Origin of the sequence: Leptospira langatensis (assembly GCF_004770615.1) — a bacterium.
In the GTDB taxonomy this organism is placed as follows: Bacteria; Spirochaetota; Leptospiria; order Leptospirales; family Leptospiraceae; genus Leptospira_B; species Leptospira_B langatensis.
This window is the reverse complement of sequence record NZ_RQER01000005.1, coordinates 196,730-218,432: the sequence shown is the minus strand read 5'-3', so window position 1 is coordinate 218,432 and position 21,703 is coordinate 196,730. Positions and strand designations below refer to the sequence as shown.

The 21,703-nt window shown below is 44.7% G+C and carries 19 protein-coding genes; 13 read left to right on the top strand and 6 right to left on the bottom strand.

Features of this window, described 5'->3' with window-relative positions; translation table 11 throughout:
• Positions 1–2: 2 nt before the first annotated feature.
• The gene (locus EHO57_RS08965) at positions 3–482 is read right to left on the bottom strand and encodes a peroxiredoxin (RefSeq protein ID WP_135646711.1); all 480 of its coding nucleotides are present in this window, start codon (positions 480–482) and stop codon (positions 3–5) included.
• Between the two features lie 244 nt (positions 483–726).
• Between EHO57_RS08965 and EHO57_RS08960 the strand changes: the two genes are divergently transcribed.
• The 7 genes from EHO57_RS08960 to EHO57_RS08930 all read left to right on the top strand — a co-directional run bounded on the left by EHO57_RS08960 (position 727) and on the right by EHO57_RS08930 (position 8,700).
• Positions 727–2,937, top strand: coding sequence for an adenylate/guanylate cyclase domain-containing protein (locus EHO57_RS08960; protein WP_425460778.1), 2,211 nt, complete (start codon positions 727–729; stop codon positions 2,935–2,937).
• 51 nt (positions 2,938–2,988) lie between these two features.
• On the top strand, positions 2,989–3,357 hold the full coding sequence (locus EHO57_RS08955; protein ID WP_135646709.1) for a hypothetical protein: 369 nt from the start codon (positions 2,989–2,991) through the stop codon (positions 3,355–3,357).
• Between the two features lie 49 nt (positions 3,358–3,406).
• A complete protein-coding gene (locus EHO57_RS08950) occupies positions 3,407–4,516 on the top strand; it encodes an MBL fold metallo-hydrolase (RefSeq protein ID WP_135646708.1) in 1,110 nt (369 codons plus the stop codon).
• A gap of 21 nt (positions 4,517–4,537) precedes the next feature.
• A complete protein-coding gene (locus tag EHO57_RS08945; protein ID WP_135646707.1) occupies positions 4,538–5,341 on the top strand; it encodes an SDR family oxidoreductase in 804 nt (267 codons plus the stop codon).
• A 2-nt stretch (positions 5,342–5,343) separates the two neighbouring features.
• Positions 5,344–5,964, top strand: a complete 621-nt coding sequence (locus tag EHO57_RS08940) for a trimeric intracellular cation channel family protein (protein ID WP_135646706.1) — start codon at positions 5,344–5,346, stop codon at positions 5,962–5,964.
• Between the two features lie 104 nt (positions 5,965–6,068).
• The gene (locus tag EHO57_RS08935) at positions 6,069–7,298 is read left to right on the top strand and encodes an alanine racemase (RefSeq protein WP_425460777.1); all 1,230 of its coding nucleotides are present in this window, start codon (positions 6,069–6,071) and stop codon (positions 7,296–7,298) included.
• A 1-nt stretch (position 7,299) separates the two neighbouring features.
• Positions 7,300–8,700: an MFS transporter gene (locus tag EHO57_RS08930; RefSeq protein ID WP_135646704.1), complete on the top strand. Its 1,401-nt coding sequence runs from the start codon at positions 7,300–7,302 to the stop codon at positions 8,698–8,700.
• A gap of 4 nt (positions 8,701–8,704) precedes the next feature.
• Here the strand turns inward: EHO57_RS08930 and EHO57_RS08925 are convergent, their stop codons facing one another.
• The 4 genes from EHO57_RS08925 to EHO57_RS08910 form a co-directional block, all read right to left on the bottom strand.
• Positions 8,705–9,598, bottom strand: a complete 894-nt coding sequence (locus EHO57_RS08925) for a tyrosine-type recombinase/integrase (protein ID WP_135646703.1) — start codon at positions 9,596–9,598, stop codon at positions 8,705–8,707.
• A gap of 136 nt (positions 9,599–9,734) precedes the next feature.
• A complete protein-coding gene (locus EHO57_RS08920) occupies positions 9,735–10,274 on the bottom strand; it encodes a shikimate kinase (protein ID WP_135646702.1) in 540 nt (179 codons plus the stop codon).
• Positions 10,271–11,122: an HDOD domain-containing protein gene (locus EHO57_RS08915; RefSeq protein WP_135646701.1), complete on the bottom strand. Its 852-nt coding sequence runs from the start codon at positions 11,120–11,122 to the stop codon at positions 10,271–10,273. Before EHO57_RS08915 ends, EHO57_RS08920 begins: the two co-directional genes overlap by 4 nt.
• Before the next feature lie 6 nt (positions 11,123–11,128).
• Entirely contained in the window at positions 11,129–11,635 is a 507-nt protein-coding gene (locus EHO57_RS08910) for a chemotaxis protein CheD (protein ID WP_135646700.1), read from the bottom strand.
• 236 nt (positions 11,636–11,871) lie between these two features.
• On the opposite strand from EHO57_RS08910, the gene EHO57_RS08905 reads away from it, so the two are divergent.
• The 6 genes from EHO57_RS08905 (at position 11,872) to EHO57_RS08880 (ending at position 19,092) form a co-directional block, all read left to right on the top strand.
• Positions 11,872–13,074 carry a TraB/GumN family protein gene (locus tag EHO57_RS08905; protein ID WP_135646699.1) on the top strand — a complete coding sequence of 401 codons (1,203 nt, stop codon included), beginning with the start codon at positions 11,872–11,874 and terminating at the stop codon, positions 13,072–13,074.
• Positions 13,075–13,091: 17 nt separating this feature from the next.
• Positions 13,092–15,233 carry a 7TM diverse intracellular signaling domain-containing protein gene (locus tag EHO57_RS08900; protein WP_135646698.1) on the top strand — a complete coding sequence of 714 codons (2,142 nt, stop codon included), beginning with the start codon at positions 13,092–13,094 and terminating at the stop codon, positions 15,231–15,233.
• A 26-nt stretch (positions 15,234–15,259) separates the two neighbouring features.
• Complete coding sequence (locus tag EHO57_RS08895; RefSeq protein WP_135646697.1) at positions 15,260–15,799, top strand: CsgG/HfaB family protein; 540 nt, start codon at positions 15,260–15,262, stop codon at positions 15,797–15,799.
• Positions 15,800–15,841: 42 nt separating this feature from the next.
• Positions 15,842–16,246, top strand: coding sequence for a hypothetical protein (locus tag EHO57_RS08890; protein WP_135646696.1), 405 nt, complete (start codon positions 15,842–15,844; stop codon positions 16,244–16,246).
• A complete protein-coding gene (locus tag EHO57_RS08885; protein ID WP_135646695.1) occupies positions 16,234–17,664 on the top strand; it encodes a UTP--glucose-1-phosphate uridylyltransferase in 1,431 nt (476 codons plus the stop codon). Before EHO57_RS08890 ends, EHO57_RS08885 begins: the two co-directional genes overlap by 13 nt.
• 78 nt (positions 17,665–17,742) lie before the next feature.
• Entirely contained in the window at positions 17,743–19,092 is a 1,350-nt protein-coding gene (locus EHO57_RS08880; RefSeq protein ID WP_135646694.1) for an EAL domain-containing protein, read from the top strand.
• A 163-nt stretch (positions 19,093–19,255) separates the two neighbouring features.
• On the opposite strand, the gene EHO57_RS08875 is transcribed toward EHO57_RS08880, so the two are convergent.
• Complete coding sequence (locus EHO57_RS08875; RefSeq protein WP_135646693.1) at positions 19,256–21,700, bottom strand: C1 family peptidase; 2,445 nt, start codon at positions 21,698–21,700, stop codon at positions 19,256–19,258.
• Positions 21,701–21,703 lie beyond the last annotated feature (3 nt).

Genomic DNA, 21,703 nt, shown 5'->3' with positions numbered 1-21,703 from the left:
CCTTAGGCACCGGCCTCTTTCAAAATAGCCTCCAAGGTCTCGGCTACGGTTCTGGTAGGATCTACTTTTCTCCAAACCTTGCGAATGGTGCCGTCCGGTCCGACTAGAAAGCTGTCTCTGGACAGTCCTTTGAAGACTCGACCCTGCCATTCTTGGTCCCCGTACACACCTAAGGGTCCGCTCAGAGTTTGTTTCGGATCGGATAAGAGGGGAAAGCTGAGATTGAATTTGCCGATAAACTGCTTATGGCTATCCAGGGAGTCGGAACTGATCCCGAATACTCTTGCTCCCGCTTTCTTGAACTCGTCTAGATTGTCTCTGTACGAACAAGCCTGCTTTGTACAACCAGGAGTATCGTCTTTCGGATAGAAATATAATAATGTCCAAGAACCGGCAGAATCTTTAGGAAGATGCACCGTATTTCCATCTGAACTTTCCAGGCTCACCTCTGGTAGCTTCTTTCCTTCCCATGTGTCGGACATAAACGCCTCCCGATTTCTCTACGGATAGTTTCATCCAAAATCGTTTTAGAGAAAAGGAAAAAAACCGCTAAAAACCTTGAATTATCGAGGTTTTTCACATCAAATATACTGCTCTCGAATTCGATTATATGTTTTCAAAACCAAGGGCTTTCATACGAAGGAAAGAGATCTCTTTCTTCGTAAAAAACGAAAAAAAGACGAATAACGCATGGCGCAAATATACAAAACTCTTTCAGCTCGGAAAATCTTCCTACTCGCATTCGTATCTCTGGTCCTTCTGCCGAACCTCCTCTTCTCTCAAGAGAATGGATCCCTATCCAAATGGAAGGACATAGACTTAAAAAGATTGGATTGGTATTCCATCCAAGGTTTTCAAAAAGAATATATCCAGGGCTTTAATGAGAGCGGTCCCTCCGTTCTGAAGATCGAAACATTCCCTATCGTCCTAAACCAACTCTATAATACCCCAGTTTCCGACAAGTTGCAAGAGTTCACCGTCCAGACCTCTTTCGAGCTAACTGAAGAGACCAAGAAGGACATATTTGTAAGTCCCATCCGACTGTTCTTAAGTTTTATCGGGGAGAATTGGGAGATCTATCTGAACGGTCATCTTCTTCGCAGGGAGATCCATCTCAGTCCGGAAGGAAAGATGAAGGAAAGAAGATCCTTTCGGGATCTAGAACTCATAGTAGACTCTAGTTTATTGCAAGAAGGGAAGAATACTCTCGTCTTCCATTTGCTTGGGGACGCTCCGGGCATCCTTCTTTCACAAGATAATTTCCTGACTCCTACGAATCTGGATCTGGGATTCTATGTGAACGGGGATTATACTCTGGGAATAGAATACGATTTTTCCAGACAGATCGGAATGCTCATCAACCTGAGCTTGAATACGATCTATATCTTTTTCGGTCTCTACCATCTTCTTATCTTTTCCAAGAGAAGAGCGGATAAGTACAATCTGTATTTCGGGGTCTTCTCCATTTCCATGGCGATCTATTCCCTCAGTCGGTCCTCCATCATTTTTGATTTTGTACAGGACACTAGCTTGATCACAAGAATGGAATATGGATCGGTCGCACTTTTGGCCCCTCTCTTCCTTCTATTCTTGCATGATTATTTTTACGGGTCTACTCTTCCTAAATGGCCAATCCTTTCTATTTCTAGTCTTAGTTTTGTGATCTTCTTCTTTTCCTTATTGGCGCCGTTCCGGTATTTGATCACGAGCTTGAGGATATGGCAGATCTCCATCATTCCTTCCTTGGTATATATGTTGTACTTCATGGGAAAGGCAGTCTATCTGAAGAAGAAGGATTCTTCCGTGATGGCGATCAGTCTCTTCATCATCGTATTTTTGGCGGTTTACGATCTATTGGATTCCATGTTCTTCCGACTGGGATTCAGATTCATGCAATTTGCATATCTTCTTTTTGTAATATCCTTAACTACGATCCTGGCGAATCGTTTTATCGCTTTGTATAGACAATCCGAGGATCTGAATATAGAGCTCAGTCATCAAAAACTGGAATTGGCTAGACAGAAGAACGCATTCTTCCGATTCGTTCCTATGCAATTCTTAAGCGTGCTTGGAAAGGATTCCGCAGTGGACGTGAACCTGGGAGACTCCGCGCTAAGAGAAATGAGCGTTCTGTTTACGGATATTCGTTCCTTCACCACTATTTCAGAGAAGATGACTCCGGAAGAGAACTTTCGCTTTATCAACGGGTATCTTGCAAGAATGGAGCCTCTCATCCAGAAGTATGAGGGCTTTGTGGACAAGTTCATGGGAGACGCAATCCTCGCTCTCTTCTCCTCCGAAAAATCCGCTACTTCAGATACTACTTGGGATGGGAAGTCCGCTGCGGACCGGGCCGTTCTCGCTGCCATTGAGATGAGAAGGCGAGTGAGGGAATTAACGGAAGAAGTCAAGGAAGGCCACGGTCATATCAAAGGGGTCCGGATCGGTATCGGGATCAATACAGGAAATCTAATGTTAGGAACGGTTGGATCCTCCCATAGATTGGACACGACTGTGATCGGGGACACAGTGAATGTGGCATCTCGCTTAGAGAGCTTAACGAATTTGTACAAGGCAGATATACTCGTCACTCAGAATACTCTCTCCAGTCTCACGATCGCGGATGAGCTCGCCGTGAGGGAAGTGGATTCGGTCGTAGTCAAAGGAAAAAGCCAACCGATTGTGATCTATGAGATCTACGAATCCGACGATCCGCATATCCGAAAACTCAAGGACGCAACCCTTCCTCTCATTTCGAGAGGGATCATTCTATACAAGGTGGGAAATTTCAAAGAGGCCCTTCTCAATTTTGAACAAGCTCTGAAAGTATATCCGGAAGATATTGTTGCGATCTTGTATAGAAAGCGTTGCCAAGAATATATTGAATCCCCTCCTCTAGGAAATTGGATCGGGGTCCAACACCTTTTAGAGAAATAGAGTTTCGTTTTTCGCTTTCCAACCGGTTAGGAAATCCTGAAACTAACCCCTATGATTTCTTATCCGGTTTATAAACTGATCCATATACTTGGAATCTTATTCTTATTCTCCGCGTACGGCGGTTTGGCACTTCATGTTATAGGCGGGGGCACGAAAGAAAACGCTCCTAGAAAATTGATCGCTCTTGCTCACGGCATAGGAATGACACTGATCCTCCTAGGCGGTTTCGGGATGCTAGCCCGTATCGGGATCTTGACTGCCTTTCCTGGTTGGGTGATCGCTAAGATCGTTCTTTGGTTAGTATTCGGCGGGGCTCTGACCGTATATTACAAAAAACCGAACTTCGCAAAAGTGCTTTGGTACGGACTTCCTATATTAGGTACATTCTCCGCATACCTCGCATTGTACAAACCTTTCTGATCGAACGGATCGGATCATTCTATAAAAAACGATCTAGTGGGGGATGAGTATGGCAAAGACGATCGCTTCTAAGAGTAAAAAGGCTTCTACTTCCGTAAAGAAGGCTACCGACCTGAAACCGATCCAGGATTTCATAGGATCCCGAGATCTTCCTGCTCCAGTAGATCGTCTGGAAGATGTAAGAAGAAGGGCAAGAAGGTTCCGAGAGAGATTTCTCTCCGGACCTCAAATACTATATTACAAATCCTTTGATCTGGTCCGGGTGCCTTATCCTACGAAGTATGCGCTCTTGAATGCCTTTTCCCTTCCCACACCGTTTCTGCATATTATCAACCGCCTCTTCATCATCCAATACAAGAGCTCAAACGGGGTCAAGACCCTCCTATTCTCTCCGTCGGATGTGGACGCAAACGCGGAGACACCTTTTTTTAAGAGACTGTCCCAGAGCTTTGGGCCGTTTCAGGATCTAGGTCGTAGGATCATGGCTCCGACTCTCAATACAGTCGAAGATTGTTTGAAGAAGGTAGGAATCTCTCCCGAGCAAGTGGACTATATTTCGTACGATCATTTGCACACGCAAGATCTTCGCAAATGGTTGGGTGCGAACGGACAGCCGGGTTATTTCCCAAATGCCAAGTTGCTTGTGATGAGAGAAGAATGGAATTCTATCCAAGGACTTCTTCCTCCTCAATCCGACTGGTACTGTCCGAACGGTTCCGGTGGGATCTCAATGGACCGGATCGTTCTATTGGATTCGGACACGGAACTCGGGGGAGGTCTTGCACTGATCCGCACTCCCGGACATACGTATGGAAATCATAGCCTTGTCGCAAATACTCCGGAAGGGATTTTCGTAAGTAGCGAGAATGGAGTGAGCGCGGATAGCTACAATCCTCTGAATTCCAGGATCCCTGGAGTCCGTAAATACGCAAAGAATAGCGGAATGGAAGTCATCTTGAACGGGAACACCCTGGAGCTCGGTTTGGATCAGTACATTTCTATGGTCTTGGAGAAGGAGATTGCCGGGGTCTCCAAAAGGAACCCTGATTTTTATAACGTTATGCCTTCTTCCGAGATGAGCGGGTTCTGGCTTTTTCCGGGGACGAGCCCCACATTCTCCTTCGGGCAACTGGAGTTCGGGACCCCAGTCATTAAATAAGAAGTATATTATAGTTTTTTTATGAATATTTTTATCACTGGCGCGAGCGGGGGATTGGGCAGGAGCCTGGCGGAGAGAGCTTACACGGAAGGAAATCGTCTTTTTCTTACGGATATCAATGAGAAGGCTCTGAAAAACCTGATCTCACAACATAAATGGGATAAGGATAGAGTAGCATTCTCCAAGCTGGACGTAAGTTCTCCTTCCGATTGGAAGAAGTGCATGGACCTTCTTTACAAGAAATGGGCGAGACTGGACATTCTGATGAATGTGGCCGGCTATCTTCTTCCAGGATATATCTATAATGTCACTACTAAGGACATAGATCGCCATATGGACATCAATGCGAAAGGGTTGATGTACGGCACCAGAGAGGCATCGGTCAGAATGGTGGCGCAAGGCGACGGGCATATTATAAATATTGCATCTTTAGCGGGAGTCGCTCCGATTCCTGGGATCTCATTGTATTCTACTTCTAAATTTGCGGTTCGCGGATTCTCCCTCGCGGTAGCCCAGGAATTAAGAGAAAAGAATGTATTCGTGAGCGTGGTCTGTCCGGATGCGATCCAAACCCCGATGTTAGATCTACAAAAAGATTACGAAGAAGCATCCATGACCTTTTCCGGGAATCGCTATCTCAAGACGGAAGACGTAGTGAACGTGATCTTTAAGAAAGTAATCCCTAAAAAGCCTTTAGAAGTATTGATCCCTGGATCTCGTGGATTTTTGGCAAAGGTCGCTAGCTTCTTGCCTGGAGTGAATGCGTTACTCGGTCCTTCTCTTAAGAACAAGGGAAGGAAAAAGCAGGCCAAATACGGTCACTGAAATTGGATCTGGCATACTATTTCAATTTAGCGGGGGTCACAGTCTTCGCAGTATCCGGAGCACTCGCTGCCGCAGAAAAGAAAACCCATCATAACGACGCATTCAGCGTATTCTTTACTGGATTCATCACCGCTATCGGAGGCGGGACGCTACGGGATATTACCTTGGGGAATTATCCTGTCTCTTGGGTATCCGATTCCAATGTGCTTTGGGCGATCTTCATTGGATTCGTGATCACCATCGTGTTCCCAAGATACTTATTAAAAATGAAGACCGGTATTTTTCTATTCGATACGATCGGAATAGGGATCTATACGGTGATCGGAACGAGGATCTCTTTACTAGCGGGAGTGAATCCGTTTGCGGCTGCAATCTTAGGGATGATCTCGGCCGTATTCGGAGGAGTGATCCGAGATACTCTGATCAACGAAGTCCCTATGATCTTTAGAAAGGAGATCTATGCAACCGCTTGTCTTGTGGGAGCGGTCCTGTATATTCTCTTGGAAAGACTAGAAGTCAACGTAGAGATCAATACGGCAGTTTCTGCATTTGCAGTCATACTCGCTCGGATCATCGCAGTAAGATTTAATCTTTCCCTGCCGAAATTCCGTTTGCCCGAATAGAGCATTGTCTTAGGATCCATATCCGGATTCATTGGAGAGGATAAGTGCGTAAAGAAAGTTCTAAAAACAAAGTCCTTTGGGTATTGTTGATCGCAGTGATAGCGATCTTCTTAGCTAAACCTAAGGACAATGGAGCCGGATATTCCGACTATTTTCAAAAACTGAATCAGGAATTAAGATCTTCTGGTCCCGGAAAACCCATCGTTCTATTAGATCTGGATCGATTGGATGCGAATTTAAAGGTCTTAAAAGAAAAGATCCAACCTCCTTTGCAGTATAGGGTAGTGGTAAAATCCCTTCCATCTCTCGATCTTCTGAGATATATCGTCCGAGAAACAGGCTCTAAACGGTTGATGGTCTTTCATTCGGGAGACCTGATCATGCTTCTAGGCGATCCTGAATTCCAAAAATTTGATATACTTTTAGGAAAGCCGATGCCTGTCGCGGCACTCTCCGATATCTATTCCAAGACCAAGAAAGAAAATTTTCAAAAAGTACAATGGCTTTCGGATACTTCTTCTAGAATAGAGCAATACTTGGATTTTGCAAAGAAGAAGGATCTAAAACTAAGACTTAATTTGGAGATCGATATAGGACTTCATAGGGGAGGGTTTGCGGACCCGGAGGCTTCTCTGCAAGGATTGGAACTCATCCATAAGAATCCGGATCGTTTGCAATTCTCCGGATACATGGGCTATGAGCCACATGTCGCCTCTGTGCCGGTGATCTTCGGAGACAAGGTCTCCGCGATGGAGGGATCCCTAGTTGAATCTCTCCAGAGATACTCCTCTCATATAGAATTAGGAAAACGTAAATATCCGGAACTATTTGGATCCGATCTCACTTTCAATGGAGGGGGGAGTAAGACCTATAAGTTCTATCAAAAACACATTGGAGTTGTTAACGATGTCTCTTTAGGCTCGGCCCTGGTAAAACCCACAGACTTCGATGTGGATAGCTTAGAAGAACATACTCCTGCAGTTTTTATAGCGACTCCGGTTTTGAAAAGATTGGAAGGCACAAAGATCCCGTTCTTGGAGTCTATTTCTTTTCTATTTCCCCTTTGGGATCCGAACCAAGAGTTGACCTATTTCATTTACGGAGGAGCCTACTCCGCGAAGAAGGAATCCCCTAAGGGTTTGCAGGATAATTCCTTATTCGGCGCGAGCACGAACCAAGGGATTCTAAACGGCTCTAAGGCAACTCGGCTACAGCCGGACGATTACGTATTCTTTCGACCTACGCAAAGCGAGAAAGTGATGGCTGAGATGGGAGAGATCCATTTGTTGAGGGGAAGTAAGCTCTTCGGCATCTGGAAATGTTTTATTAATTAAAATGAATATAAGAGCGATTGCAGGTTATGCTTCTGCGGAGATGGGGATTACGGCTGTGGAAACTATGGCCCAGATCTATCTTCTGGAATTTTACGTTTCCATAATAGGGCTCAAGCCTTCCTTGTTCGGGTTGGCCATGCTCATTGCGATTCTGTGGGATGCGATCAGCGATCCGATCATGGGATTCATTTCGGATCGAACTTCTTTCACGACGGGGAGAAGAAGGGCCTATATTATAGTAGGAGGGCTGCTCCTCGGGATCGCAGTCTATTTTCTTTTCACCCCTCCAGCTTTAGAATCACAAACGGCTAAGTTTATTTATCTTCTCTCCTTATATTTTTTAACGAATACTTTCATGACGATCATCGCAGTGCCGCATATCGCGTTAGGAGGGGAGCTTACATCCCGGACCGACGAGAGGAATCAGGTCTTCGGATGGAGACTATTCTTTGCGAATCTAGGACTTTTGGCTGGATTGCTCTTACCTGCACTATGGGTGGGAGCAGGAGCGGATCTATTCGAATCCAGAAGTTCTTCCGCCTTGGTAGTGGGAGAACTTCTTATCTTTGTGTCTCTTCTTTCGTACGTTTCCACAAAAGGAAAGGATAAACCCTTGGAAAAATGGAAGAAGGACCCGGATCATATCGTTTCCGGTGGCTTTTCTGCCTTCCTTCAATCCACTCGCTCTATCTGGAAGAATAGGTTCTTTAGACCTTTGCTATTCGCATTTATCGTGGCTACATTTGCAAGGACCTTGAACTCTTCTATCGGTCTTTTATATTATAAGCAAAGATTATTATTAGAAGATTCTAAAGTAGTTACTCGTATCCTTCTTCCATTCGTGTTCTTTTTGATCCTCTCCATTCCTCTTTGGATCTATCTTGCAAATCACTTCGGCAAGAAATGGCCGGCTTTCTGGGGGAGCTTTCTCTTAGGGGTCATGACCGTTTTCTTATATCCGAATCTGCCTCCGGGATCGTATGAGGCTCCGTTGATCGCTGCATTCTTTGGAGGGATCTTTGCGGGTTCCATTCTCTTGTTCGATTCCCTTGTAGCGGATATAGTGGATTATGACGAGTTACTCTCGGGCGAAAAGAGGGAAGGTGCCTATTTCGGGTTCTGGAAAATGGCCACTAAGATCGTGAGGGCGATCGGATTCGCTTGTATCGGCTTCCTACTGGAAGCGATCGGTTATAAAGAAGGCTCCGCAATCCAGGATCCGGAGCTGGGCCATAATCTTACGATCCTATTCGGGCCGGTGGTGGGATGTTTCTTTATTGCAGGATCCTTAATATTCTCCAGATTGCAATTAACATCCGAGACCTATAAAAGGATACAGGATCTTTTGGTACGCAAACGTAGCATTCGCAAGAAGGCGAATGCCGGCGTTTCCGCCGGCTGAGAATTCAGTATTTGTACTTTCTCTTGATCTCCTTCAAAGCGTCTTGGATATGCTTCTGTCTCACCTGAGGTCGAAGATTCTTGCGGATCGGAAGATAACTCTCCGTGGTTGCAAGGCTCTTGTGTCCCAGAAAATCCCTGATATCCTCGAGGCTTTTTCCTTCTGCCAATTGATGAATGGCCCGGCTATGGCGCAGAGTGAATAACGTCACTTGGGCCTTAATACCCGCTGCCTTTGCCAAGTCTCCCACCAATCTCTCCACGTTCCTGGAAGTAAGATGGGTCCCTGCATATTTCCCGGGGAATAGGAAGGCGGACTTTTCGGTCCCTACTTCCTTCTCAAACTTCTTCAGTACTTTTTGCAATTCCGCATCCATCAAAACAATTCGGTTTTGGGTGGGAATCGGGGAGTCCACTTTGATCGTTCTCTTGGTCAGATCGAATTGACCCCATTTCAAACGAATGATCTCTCCCACTCTTAAGCCGCCGAAATAGGCGAGAGCGCAAAGAAGATGAGACCGATTCGATTCGGAGGCAAAATCCAATAGAATAGAAATATCCTTTTGGCTTAAGACCTTAGGAGTTTTGTATTCCCTTGCGGGCCTTCTGAAGTCCTCGAATATATTCATATCCAATACTTCTTCGAAGAACATTTTCAAAGAGCTGATATTAATTTGAATGGTAGAAGAAGAAACCTTCTTCTTACGCAGATGGTCGATGTACTTCTCAATATCTTTGGTAACTACTTTTTCCGCTGGTTTGTTTGCGAATAAAAGGAAGTCAAGATTGTATCTAAGATACGTGTATTCGGTAGCCTTCTTATAATTTCTCTGCCGAATAACTTTGATCAGTTTCTCGAAGGAAGCCTTATTCTTCCTCGGGACCTCCGTTTCTATCATGTCGGACCTCTAGTTCTATCTTTATCATTTTTATCTTTTTTTCTCCCGAAGGTGAAATGCCGTAAAGATATTTCTGATTTTACTAGAAGTCTGAAAATTAGGGAGTTCAACAAAAGGGCAGAACGCCCTTTTTATGTTAGGCCCAGCCGGATCTGCGTAGTATTTCCTCGCAGACTTCCTCTACGCTGCGGTCATCCAAGGCAATTTGAATGTCTGAATGCGCTCTATACTGAGGTAGTCTGGATTCCAAAATTGTTTTGTACGATAAGACAGAACTTAAAGGAGGTCTGGTCGGATCGTTCTGGATCTTTTCGATCAAGTATTCCGATTTTCTGGAGAGAGAGATCACAAACGAATTCTCTCTTAAGATACGGACCTTTCTCTCGCTTACGATCTCTTTTCCGGAATCGTCTTGATCGAATAGGATCCCGCCTCCGCAATCCAAGATCAGGTTTTGAGCCGAAGCAATTTTTTCCAGGATCTCATATTCCAGATCCCGAAACGGCTTCCAGTTCCCGGAATGGGACTTTACGAAATCAGGAATGGAAAGGCCGCCTGTGAGATAGACCGCGATCATATCCGTAGATAGGACCGGCTTTCCTGTGAGCTTGGATAGCTTGCGAGAGATTTTGGACTTTCCGACCCCTCTGGGACCGATCAGGGCGATATTTTTCAAACTGAGATTAGCTCTTCTATATGCTTAGCCATTTCGGGCAGAAGAGTATAATACATCTGTAAGTCTCCCTCCGTCACGCCCGTGATCTGTAAGGCTTTAGGAGAAAGTGGAATTCGTAAACCTCCTATGTCAATTCCCATTCCACCGACTAACACGATGCAATTCGCGATATGCACCACGGAAACTAATTCAGGGAAATGCACAGCCTTTTCAGGCTCCGTATAGAATTTTGCGACTTCGATCAGTTCTTCAGGGAAGTTCCATTTCGTCAGAAGTTTAGCGCCTGCCTCTTGGTGAGTATAACCGAAGAATTTCGCTTCCAGTTCCGTATAAAGGCCTTCGTAGTTTTGCAACTCGGTCCTAAATTGCATAAGCACGGTCGGGAAGAATTCGGAAAGGATGACCTTGCCAATATTATGCAAGAGTCCTGCGGTAAAAACAACGTCCTTATCTATCTTCAGTTTTTTCTGAACAGCGATCCTCATCGCAAGTTCTGCGACGATCAAGGAATGCAACCAATTCGCTTCGCCGTCCACTTGGTATCCTTTGAGTTCTTTCTTGAGGATACCCTTGGTCTCGTTTAAAAGAATGATCTCCCTCACAGTCTTGATCCCAAGGGTCATGAGGGATTCTTGCACTGTCTTTACCGGTTTGGAAGGACGGAAGTATGCCGAGTTGGAAAGCTTGATCACAGCCGCAGTAAGGCCAGGATCCTTGGAGATTTCCTTTGCCAGGTCCGCGATCACCACATCCGGTTTGCTTGCCATTTCCATGACTTTGCTGACCACGGAGGACATTTTGGGGAGTTGGGCTTCGTTCTGAAAAAGTTGGTCTATCTTTTCTTTCATTTCCGCCTACCTGACCTTATAGAGGTATTTTTCGAATCCGCCTTTTTTCAGGAGGATCCTACCGTCATCCAAGTAGAGACTTATCGTTCTACCTTCATGCCCGCCCACTTCTTCTACGAGTAACGTTATTTTCTCTTTATCTAGAAATTCTTTCGCTACGCTTACGTTCAAGTCGCCTATGTTCTGTAAAAAACTGGAGTTCATTCCTTTGAACATGGAGGCTCCTCCGAATAGACGAGCGTAGTATTCTCCCTTAGCGCATCCCAACTCTTCCATTTTTTTTACAAGCTGGGGAAGGGCGGTGTCCGCGTACTTGAAAGGGTTCTTTGCGGAATCTTTTCCAGAAGAGTCCTTGGAGAGCATGATATGAGCCATGGCTCCGACCTTTTTCTCGGGAGCGTAGAATACTACCCCGATGCAAGATCCTAAAGTGGTGCGTATCACGGAGGGAGACTGTCCGCTTTGGATATCCGCGATACCGACGTTAATAATTTTTACGTCCTTATTGAGCATATTGAAAGTTAATTTCCCATCTCGGATAAATGAATAGGCCGAACAAATATTTCTCGGCCCTAAGACTTACATCAAATCTTTTTCCTGGAAAAAAACCGGATGTTTGATCCGAATTATGTGACGGTTCGGATCGTAAAAAATCCAAGAGGAAAATCCCTGCGATATATCAAAAATAGAGTTTCAAGTCTCGGAGGGGAAGGGAAACTGTATGGAAACAGAAAGGAAACCGATTTCCAGTGCAAGCAGCAACCGTTTCATCCGAACCGATCCGAACCATCCAGCTCAACGGTTCCTCCGTTACTATTCTCGGGACGGCTCATATTAGCCAGAAGAGTATAGACGCAGTTTCCAAGATCATCCAAGAAGAAAAGCCGGACATAGTCTGTGTAGAGCTTTGTCCGTCCAGAATGAGATCCGTTTTGGATCCGGATCATTGGAAGAAATTGGACATCTTCAAGGTCTTCAAAGAAAGGAAGATGTGGCTTCTTCTTTCCAGCCTCATCCTTTCTTCCTTTCAAAAGAAATTGGGCCATGGGAATATCCGTCCCGGCGACGAGATGCGCAAGGCAATCGAAGAGGGCGGAAAAATAGGGGCCAAGATCGCTCCGGTCGACAGAGAGATCTCAGTCACCTTGAAACGAGCCTGGTGGAATGTGGGCTTCTGGAGCCGCATGTTCCTCTTCTCCACTCTTCTGACCTCCTTGCTCTACAAGGAAGAAGTCACTCCGGAGAAGATAGAAGAGATGAAGTCCGACGACGTGCTCAAGGATCTATTCTCTCAATTGCCGAACCGTTATCATTCCGTAAAAAATGTGATCATAGACGAAAGGGATGAATATCTCGCCCAGAGGATCCGCGAACAGGCAGTAGACGGCAAAAAGATCTTTGCAGTCGTCGGTGCCGGGCACTTAGAAGGGATCATGAAGAATATCACGGAGGATAAAGATATCTCTCCTCTGGATATCCTGCCTAAGAAAAGCGTATGGGATGTGATCCGTCCTATCTTATTCCCTGCATTGATACTCAGCCTTTTCGGTTTCGTTTATTGGCATGGAGGAAGAGAAGAGGGACAGGAGTTCCTGCTACGTTGGATACTAGTAAAAGGTACACTTGCCGCGTTAGGCGCTCTGGTCGCTCTTGCTCATCCGGTCTCTATTGTTCTCGCATTTCTGGCCGCTCCAGTAGGGAATTTCAATCCGATCATCAAGCCGGGTTGGCTCGCCGCTCTTTCCGAGTCCTGGCTTCGTAAGCCATTGGTCGAAGATTTTGAGAAGATAGGAGAGGATACCGAAAGTTTTCGTGGATATTGGAGGAATAATGTGATACGTATTTTCCTCGTGTTCACATTGCCTCAGATTGGAAGTAGTATCGGGACTTTTATCGTCTCTAAGCAGATCATAGAAAAAATCCCTCATATCTTCGGCAGCTTCTTCTCCTGATCGGGGATGGAAAAACTATGCGGAAAGAAAAACGTTCTCGGATCGCAAATGTTTTGCTTTTAGGATTCGGTTTTCTTTCCTTCCTTCTATCTAACCAAGAACTTTATTCTAAAGAGAATTCGGAACGATTCCCCTTAACAAAGGAGATGAACGGAGTCTCTTTGCTTCCTTATCTTTCCGTATATAAGGACGATACGGGAAAGAAGCCTTTCTTTGAGATCGTAAAGGCTTTTGATAGAGGGGAATACAAGAAACTGGACCAAAACAGCTTGGGTTATTCTCAGGCCGCTATCTGGGTCAAGATCGAGACAGAAAATACCACAAACAAGACCATAGATTGGATCTTAGAGATCGACTATGCGTTGTTAGACTATGTGGAATTGTACTCCGGAAGAGGATCCGAAAACGCGACCAATCGGTCCGGAGACATGAGAGAGTTCGGATTCCGTCCTATAGAACATCGGAATTTTGCCTATTCATTCAGTGATAAACCGGGCTCGGTACGAGAGATCTATTTTAGGATCTCCAGTTCGAGTTCCATACTCCTTCCTTTTATCGTATTCACAAAGGGAGAATTCACAGAACACGCATTCTTAGAACAACTCTTTTTGGGGCTGTATTATGGGTCGATGTTGATCATGGTGATCTATAATCTTTTTCTTTTATTCTCCACAAAGGACAGAAGTTATTTATATTACGTTTTATACATATTATCGTATATACTTTTTCAGTTTACTCTGAACGGATTGTCCTTCCAGTATTTATGGAGGAATTCGGTCTTATGGGCGAATTATAGTCTTCCGTTCTCTATTTTTACCGCGCTTTTGACCGGAGCGGCCTTCGGAAGATCTTTCTTGAACGCACCCAAATACACACCTAAGACTTCTCGATTCTATTATGTTCTATTCGGTCTATGCGGGTTCGGGATGTTCTCCACGCTTTTCCTTTGGGAATACAGAACCGCGATCATGGCGAGTCTTATCCTGATGTTTGTGACTCTCGGATTTCTGATCGGGAATGGGGTCCAATGTTTGCTTGCCGGGAGAAGAGAAGCAAAATACTTCCTACTCGCCTGGTCCTTCTTCTTATTCTTTACCTTCTTGTTCGGATTGAAATCTTTCGGGATCTTGCCTAATAATTTCTTCACACTTTGGGGGATCCAAGTCGGTTCTGTAATGGAAGTAAGCCTACTTTCCCTAGGGTTGGCAGATCGGATCAAAGGACTCTCGGATCAACTTAAGTCCAGAGTAAATGAGCTAGGCAGAATACGTAACGAGGCAGAGGAATCGGAGGCAAAATACAGAAGTCTTTTCGAAGTAGAAGAGGACTTTCTCTTTTCCTTGGATCAGAACTGGAACATACTCGCAGCCAATCGATCCGTGTCTAAGCATATCGGCTTTAAACCGCAAGAAGTCATAGGGAAGAACTTTATGGAGCTCATCTACAAGGCGGGTGAACTCCAAGATGCATACAAGAAATTGTATGTCTTGGAGAAGTTGGAAGAGCTTGCCTCGGAAGGGAAGCCTGTCCGTTTTCTAGGGGAGTTTTTACAGAAGTATCTAAGAGAGCCGAAGGAATTACAGATCCAATTCCAAGTATTGGAGTATGAGGGCCAAAGAGAGATCCTAGGAAGGGCGTATGAGCCGGATCAGGATTTAATGTCCAGATACGTGGATGACGAGAAGACAGTCTATTCCGCGAATAATTACCTGCAAAATGCCGAACTCTTAAGCCAAAGAATGACTACGAATCTATATAGATTCACCGATCCAGGGACCATTACTGCAATCCGAAACTGCCTGAGAGAAATGATCATCAATGCGATCGAACATGGGAACCTGAATATCAGTTTTGAGGAAAAGACCAGGGCAATGACGGATGGAAGTTATTTCAGATTCGTCCAGGAAAGACAGAAGGATCCGTATTATAAATCCAAAAAAGTAAAAGTAGAATATTCCCTGTCCCGGGACAGACTGGGAGTTCGGATCACTGATGAGGGAAAGGGATTCAACCATGCCAGACTCATGAAAAACAGCATGGAGAAATTGAATTCGGAAGGGATCACTCATGGAAGGGGATTAACCCTTACCCTATCCACATTCGATCTGGTAAAATTCAATAGTCCCGGAAATCAGGTCACGTTAATTAAGTATTTTTAATATTAGGTTCTCAAATGAAAAATAACATGTTTCTCTTCCCATTCGTTTTCTTGTTCTTGCTGATCGACTGTGCTTCCGGTCCTGGAACTAAGCTTAAGGCAAAGGATCCGAATTCGGCGACTGCAACGATCGCCTCCGAGCTTAGATACCAGTTCTTAGCTTCTCTTAAGGCACAAGGAGGAAAACTACCTGCGAGACTCGGTATTCTGGACATTATTAACGAAGAAGGAAAAAACTCCCAATTGGGCAGAATGATCTCGGATCGTTTGAGTAAGGAATTATTCGACCCTAAGACTTTTATACTCTTAGAGAGAGATAGGCTGAATCGAGTCGTAGGAGAGCAGACGTTTCAGGAAACGGGGTTAGTGCTAAGCGATCAGATCGTTTCCGCGGGGAAATTATTCGGAGCAGAGTATCTAACTCTCGGTCAGGTCGTATTCCAAGATCAGGTTTTTCTCCTAAATATCAGGATCGTATCCTTAAGCGGAGTCATCTGCGCTACTGCCGACATCTTGTTCGATTCGGACGACGATACCTACTCTAAATATAAAGAATCTATTAAATAACTTGAAGGATAGGCTGGGTATCTCAACCTGTCTAGAAGGTTTATGAAGTCTATTCTTCGCCCGATCGTATTTGTTTTTCTTTTGATCTTTGTAACAGATCTGTATTCCGAGGTTCCAAAGCATTCGGAGATGGATAAAATCCTTTTAAACACTTGGAACAAGACTTTTCCCGTGCCGTATACAAGGATCCTCAAAAGGGATCTTTCAGGCAAGGGCGTGCTCTATTATAGAAGAAGCGCAAAGAAGTCGGTATATATCTATTCCTTTGTAGTATTTCTTCCTCTCTATGCGGAAGAAGGTGAGAGGCCTGTACAGAAAGAAGGAGGAAGGGAGATAAAACTCAAATTGATCTATGACCCTTCTTCCCAAGAAGAGAAATATACGATTGAATTAGGCGAGTTCGATGAAATATATGATGCGAAAGGAATTATAAGATGGATCCGATGATCGCTGAATCTGAAAAATTGATCCGAGAGAAGATGTTAAAGGAAGGTCTCTCTTCCGAATTCATTTCCGATTTTCTATCTAAGATCCAAGAGGTCCGGAACGGAGAGACTGGGATCGTAAAATGGGAAGAAGTTGGGGATCTGGATCCTTCTTCCGATGAGATCTCTTTGGAAAAAATTGAGTCCTCGTATGTAGGAGATCCTACATATCTCAAAGAACTAGTCGTTATCAAATTGAACGGCGGGCTTGGTACCAGTATGGGTCTATCCGGGCCCAAATCCCTGATAGAGATCAAGGACGGAATGTCCTTTTTAGAGATCATTTGCAGGCAGATCGGATTTATCAGAGAGCAATATCGATTAGAAGTTCCGCTTGTGCTCATGGACAGTTTCAGTACCCAAGAGCAAAGCCTCTCCGAATTAAAGAAGATCGGCTTCACCCAAAATTATCCTATGAGTTTCTTGCAGCATAAGGTGCCGAGGCTTGTGGTCCCGAACTTGGTTCCTCTCGAATCGGAAAAAGATAAGAACGAAGAATGGTGTCCTCCCGGACACGGGGACATTTGGTTCACTCTTTTGGAGACCGGTCTACTGGATCAGCTCTTAGAGAAAGGGTATAAGGTCGCATTCGTTTCCAACGGAGACAATTTGGGCGCTACAGTACATGCAGGAATTTTGGAATACATTCTGAAAGAGGGTCTGGAGTTCTGTATGGAGATGACTCCTAAGACTCTTGCCGACAAGAAAGGAGGAGCGATCTTCAGAAGAGTAGTCGGCAAAGAAAAAAAGAACTTACAATTGCTGGAGACGGCTCAAGTGCCAGCGGAACATATGCATGAGTTTGAAGGCTTAGGAAAATTTAGAACATTCTCCACGAATAATCTTTGGATCAGATTGGATGTTCTCAAACAAAAGCTTCTTTCAGAAAAGTTCAAACTCTCCTTGATCGTAAATCCTAAAAAGGTAGAAGGGAAGGAGGTCCTACAGCTGGAGACAGCGATGGGTTCAGCGATCCAAAACTTCTCTAAAGCCAAGGGCATTATTATTCCAAGAGATAGATTCGCTCCGGTAAAGAAATGCGAAGATTATCTAGTGCGCCGCTCCGATGCCTATTCCTTAAATCATGATTTTTCCGTAACCATGTCCGGGGAAAGAAAGGAAGCAGGACTTGCGGAGTTAGTAGTCTCTTTGGATGAATCCTATTATAAGAAGGTAGGAGACTTTAATGAAAGAATGCAGATCATTCCCTCTTTGGTGCGCTGCACCTCTTTAAAAGTGCAGGGAGATATTTTGTTTGATACAAAAGTAATAATGGAAGGGGATATTACTCTAGTAAATGATGGTCCTGGACAAAGAAAATTATCGGAATTAGGCAAGGATCGGATTACAAATGAGAGTTTGCGATTCCGCTTTACATAAAACAACAGTCGTTTAAAATCCAGTCCACGGGTTACGCTTGCAAAATCCGTCCCTATGCCGATTCATGCTGAAAACGAAATGACAGATACCTCTGACTTAAAACTAAGATCCTTCGATTTGGGGGATCTCGAGCAGTTTAAGACGGTATTCATAAATGAGAATCGAGGGAAGCCTATCTTCCTTCTTCGCTTTCAGAATATCTCTACCATCTCTCTAGTTGAGTTTATCCAATTGATCCCTCAAAGGATCTCGGATATTGAACCTTCTCACAGAGAGCTCTTCCGTTATTATGCCTATGGGGACAAGAAGAACCTATTGATCGGGGTGGCTCCGATCGACCATTCCGGTATGGAGAATCTGGCGAATTTTGATGCCGCCATGGGAAGGTTTCACGATCAGTCCGTGCGTTCAGGATCCTTGAATTTCGATTTCGGGATCGGAAGGACCCAATGTAATTTTATCTCCTATGTTGAAGAGATCTTTAGGGAACTGGATTCTTCTTCTTTAAAGAATCTAAAGGACAATTTGGTCCGTTGGAGTTGGACTTACCTAAATCGGGTAAACGACTATTTTGCCAACGATCGTCCAGACGCAGTTATCCAGCCTATCATTCACTATAATCATAGGGACCATACCTTCTCCATGAAAGGGGGAGAGGTCTTCGTAGGCGGGGAAGCGTATGCGGGTTACTCCGACCTGATCCGTGATATTCCTCACGACCAAGACTTGAATCGGATCGAGCTTCTGATCATCGAAAAGTTGATCATGTCTTGCAACGGCTCTCCTGGATTATTGAAATTTAATATTTCACCCCAAACCCTCATCGATACCTTCGATACAGATGAGAAGGTAACTCGGTTCCATGAGCTACTATTGAAGCAGAATCTAAATCCTCAGAATATCCGTATGGAGCTGATCGAAAAGCCTTATGAAGAATCGGAAGCCACTCTAAAATCGGTGTGCAGAAGGTTTTGGAATTTCGGGATTAGCTTTGCTGCGGATGATTTTGGAGTTAAAAGCCAAAGTCACCAGGTGGTTTTGGACTTAGGAGAGATGATCAAAGAATTCAAGTTGGATCCGATCAGCTTCAAGTTCAAAGCGGATCAGGATCTAACGAAATTCCTCGACAACCTTGCATTTATAGATTATTGCAGAAGACTTTCCGATAATAGAGAAGCGATCATCACCGCGGAAGCGCTGGAAGATATAGACTCTCTCAACTTTCTCATTACTCACCAAGTGTATTATTTCCAAGCCAATCTATTCTGTAGAAAGATCTGGATAGAAGATTATAAGGAACGCTTCAAGGAGATGCAGAAGCTTCCTGAAACCGTTGTTACTAAGATCTTAAGTTCCCCCGAGTTAACCGAAAGACTGAAGAGTGTCGGGAATATATTCGTTTTAGCTAGAGACCTGGATCTGTTTTAAGGAAAAGCTGTAGGAACTCCTACAGCTTTTTTGGTCGGCCCCCGCCCTGTTTCGGGAGGGGGGAGTGGCTCGTGGGATCGCTCATCTCGCATATCACAAAAACTGCGATCTCACAAGCTAAAATTTTCGCCTTCAATCCTGTGGGAACTCTTTTGAGCAGCCTTTATTCTTTCAGGAAGTTCAAAGTGGCCTTTTGGTTGATGATCCCATTGTCCTTTAATGTAACCTGAAGTGCGTCTCCTGAATTCTCGATCTCGATCTTGAATTTTCCTTCCTTGTCGATGATCGGGCTATTCTCTACATATCTTCCCTCGAAGATTTTCTGCTTATTGAATTTCACTACGTAATTCACGTTATCTTGGCTTTCGATCTCCAGAAGGACTTGGTTTACTCCCTTGGATCCGTCCCAAGACATTGCAGTCCAAGGTCCTTTAAATTTTTCTAAACTAGAATCTCCTCCAAAGGAGCGCATTGCGGCGGCAGGCTTTGCCTTGGAAAGGACCGCAGAAACAGGAGTTGCCTTATCGCTTTCTCCCCCGAGGTCTGTTTTGGCAGTGACCGAGTATAGATATAAGGTTTCCTTCTCCGGAATATCGGCAGTATAGACGGCTGTTTTATCGTTCGTTGCGGATAGGAAATCCCAAGAAGAAGATCCTCTCTTCTTTCTATAAACGTAATATTCGTTAGCACCTTTGACCAGATCCCATTTTAGGGAGATCTTTCCGGTTTTTGGATCCGTATTCCCTTTCAGATTTTCAGGGGTAGGTAATTTAGCGCCTCTCTGCTTGTTCGGGTCTATGAAGCCGTACGCGTAGTCTGAGAATGGTCCGGCAAGTCCGTCCTTGTTCACCGCCGCCACTGCGTAGAATGCGTATTGTCCGGATAGTTTCTCATCGCTAAAATTTTCTCTGGACTCTTCGGCTAACTTTGACCATGCCCCGCCTCCGAAAATCCCGGTGATATTGTATCTGTAGATCAGATATTTGGATGCACCAGCTACCTTCTGCCAATGCAGATCTATTTTACTATTATATAATCCTTTTGTAGCCTTCAGCCCGATCGGTTTAGAAGGTTTAGCGGCAAGTTTAGCAGTAAAGCCGGATGCTGCGTCAGAAGGTTCTCCTGTTTTGCCATTGCCTATTGCAGCAACCACATAGAATTCAGTGACCCCATTCTTGGCTGCTCCGTTATCGGAATATGTTGCGACTTTTGCCTTACCCAGAGAAAGATATTTCTTTTGAGTTGCGCTCCATTTGTAGATGGAATAGTCGTTTGCTCCGTCTATTACTTCCCAAGTAAGGTCGATCTTATTGGAGAACTGTCCTTGGCTTGCTTTGAGGCCGACTACTTTTGGAGGAGCCTTAGCTTCTTCCGTCTTAGCGTAGCCAATCACTTCTCCATTCGATAAGTCTGAAGAATCGGTGTCTGTCAGAGTCGCGATCTTGTACGAATAAGCGTAGTCCTTCTGCACCCCATCGTCAGTGAAACCGTTTGTTTGAGAAAGACCGATCTTGGAAAAAGAAGAATCCCCCGATCCTTTTCTGTAGATCTCGTATCCGATCGCTAATGGAATGGACTCCCATGTCAGGGTCACCTTATCTGAGAACGAACCTTGGGAAGCGGAGATTTCCTTAGGAGGAAGAGGTTTTACTTTTTCCGGAGGTACAGGCTTTGTATCGGTTGCAGGAGGAAGAACCGGATCCGTAGTAGTAGTGGTACTAGTGGTATCCGAGTTTGTTGTCGTGGTGGTCGCAGCCGGAGTAGTATCATCCACCATCACAAACGCCGATTGGCAGATCTTAGAGAACCATTTATACTCGATGTATCCATAACCATTGTCGCCCCATTGGGTGCTCCAGGAGTTGATGAATTTAAAGGCTCCTTTCGAATCGTCGTATCCGACGATTGCGATCGCATGTCCTCCGTATGTCTTACCGATCCCTTCCTTGTAGATCTGATTGCCCTTGAGGTTCATAAAGTTTTCGTAAACTAAGATACCTGCGACTACCGGTCTTCCCTCATTGAGCTGGTTCTTTACTTCGTTCGGATCGGTTTGTCGGACCCTAAGGAATTCCTTCGCCTTATAATTGGATGCAGTATTAAAAGCAGCCGAAGAAGGGCGGCTCAAATAGTCATTCGGATTATAAGGCATGCTGCTCCAAGGAGCCGCACCATTTTCGACGACCAAACGCATTGCGTCGGAGATGAGAGAACCGTTATCCCTTCCTCCATTGATCTGGTTATAGATGAATGCGGGAGAAAAAATATTGGAATAATTGGGAGAACCCGAAGAGTCCCTTAGTTTCCACCCGGAATTCTTTCTTTCCATGTATTCCTGATAAGACTTCGTGGCATAGGCCGTAGACCAGGCCACGCAGGAACTTTGCTGTCCCTGGTCTCCCACAGGAGGCATATAAGAAGAAAGGTCCACGGAAGAGGGAAGTCCTCTATGTGCGATCCTGTAAGGATTGGCTTCTTTAAGGGAAGCGATCAATTCTGCAGGCTCCTGTTTCATTCCTAAAGTAGGAATGCTTTGGGCAAATGAGCCGGGCGATGAAAGGAAAAATAAGAAGGTAAATACTGATAATATACGAAGATTCAATTTCATTCT